We start from the raw sequence: 2068 nt of genomic DNA, 5'->3' as shown, positions 1-2068 counted from the left end.
GCATGTTCCTGCTGTCCAAGTGAGGACATGCTTGGCTTCCGTATTAACGAGAAGAAAGAAAAGACAACTGGCGAAACAGAAAGAGACTGACTGTTTGAGTGAAGGTCTTAGTCCCTGTCTGTTGTCTTTATTATCAGGTCCTGTTCTTTTGTATACACAGTGCTATACATTGTGCCTTTGTCTGATTATCTGACAGAGTACAGGTTGATTTTAATACCGCACTTACAGGATAACATCCAGAATCCAGCAGCTTGGCTGGTCTTCAACCTACCCAAGTATTCCCACACCCCACCGCTCCACCACACCCTGCACTGTCTCCCGGTGGCTGCGAATTGCTCATCCCATCCTACATCCAGGACATAATCACAGCATACACCCTCGCCCGTCCACTACGCTCTGCTATTGCCAGTCGACTTGCCAATCCCTCACCATGAGGGGGCCCCAGCTACCGCTCAACAGAATCACGACTGTTTGCGGTCCTGGCTCCACAATGGTGGAACGAGCTCCCCATTGACACCAGGAAAGCAGAAACTCTACACATGAGTCTAGACCTGAAACTGATCTATTCAGACTGCACATTGGCCCATTAAAAAAACTCTCTCTCTCTATCTCTTATTGTTTTTTTCATGTAGCATTTGAAGCGGTTCGGCATATTTGATGAAGTTGATGTACTTGCATGATTCTTGCAATTTGTGGGTTGTATCCACATAGTTGAATGTACTTATTGTTATACAGTTTCAGCATTATGATGTGACAGACGGGTGTTTTACGCATCCTGTTAGTGGTACTGATTACGTAGTCTGTATTGCTCCGTTTTTTTACGCACATTGTACGGACCTGAAACACGAGCAGAGAGTGCAGAATAGGGAATGGGCAACAGAGCCAATGCTTTGCCGCCAACTTCGAAATGCCTGACAACATCGTGGAACGATCGAACTGGCGTTTCATTTCACACTGGGAACTAGTGAGCGCCTCCCTTGCAGCGGATCTGGCATGATTCAGACGCTCCCGGAATTGGCGTACATAGTCCACCATGGAGAGAAGAAAAATCCTCAAGTTTACAAGCAGCACACCATTTGTCAAATAAACTTTCCGTGTCCCTAGCAACCTCCGCATAGGTTTGGGTAGAAGTTTTCTTGTGGCCTCTAAGCTTTTGCCTATAAGCCTCTGAGAGCAACTCATAAGCACGCAGGATTGCAGCTTTAACAGTGTCATACTGTAAGCTATCCTCTAGAGGGGGGCCGATACTGCCTCGTGAGCTTTGCCATGTATTTCACATTGACAAAAACATTGACCAAACATCTGGAGGCCAATGGAGAGCAGCAGCAATACGCTCAAAAGTGCCGAAATAGGAGTCCACCTCAGTTTCTTGAAATATTGGCACTAAAGAAATGTATTTACGGGTATCAAATGAATTGGGATGTAGACCAGCGGAAACAGAGGGTGCGCTTGCTGATGTAGAGGATGCCTCTAGTGTATGAGCTTCTCTTTGTGAGTCAAGCTCAAGCTGATGCAGCCTTACAGCCTTGTCTGCTTCTATCTCCAGCCCTTTGATGTGCCTGTCTGACCTGTGCCTTTTCTCTGGGCTCCGTTTAGAGACATGCCAAGCGCACTTTCAATCGGACCTCATCGCGAGATCTCAAAGAAGCAGTGGAAAAAGGGTCATATCGAGGAAGAGTGACGGGCTTTTTCACCCGACCCTCTAACTTGAAGTCAACACCCTGAGCTTCCTGCGCAGCTAAAGCACTGGGAAAGTCTCACCCCAAAAGTGCCAAAGACTGGCGTGTCGCAGTCCTCGTTAGTATAGTGGACAGTATCTCCGCCTGTCACGCGGAAGACCGGGGTTCGATTCCCTGACGGGGAGTGTTGAGTTTTCTAGCAGCTGCTGATTATTCACTGAGAAAGACAAAAGTAATACAGCTGCATCGAGCATGTTCCTGCTGTCCAAGTGAGGACATGCTTGGCTTCCGTATTAACGAGAAGAAAGAAAAGACAACTGGCGAAACAGAAAGAGACTGACTGTTTGAGTGAAGGTCTTAGTCCCTGTCTGTTGTCTTTATTATCAGGT

1 tRNA gene is annotated in these 2068 nt (G+C 47.1%); it reads left to right on the top strand.

What is annotated here, in order from left to right:
• The first annotated feature begins 1792 nt into the window (after nt 1-1792).
• Nucleotides 1793-1864: transfer RNA gene (locus ACRC28_RS03500), tRNA-Asp, on the top strand.
• Nucleotides 1865-2068: the final 204 nt, after the last annotated feature.

The sequence above is a fragment of the Clostridium sp. genome (assembly GCF_051650885.1).
Taxonomy (GTDB): domain Bacteria; phylum Bacillota; class Clostridia; order Clostridiales; family Clostridiaceae; genus Clostridium.
This window is presented reverse-complemented; position numbering and strand designations above follow the sequence as displayed.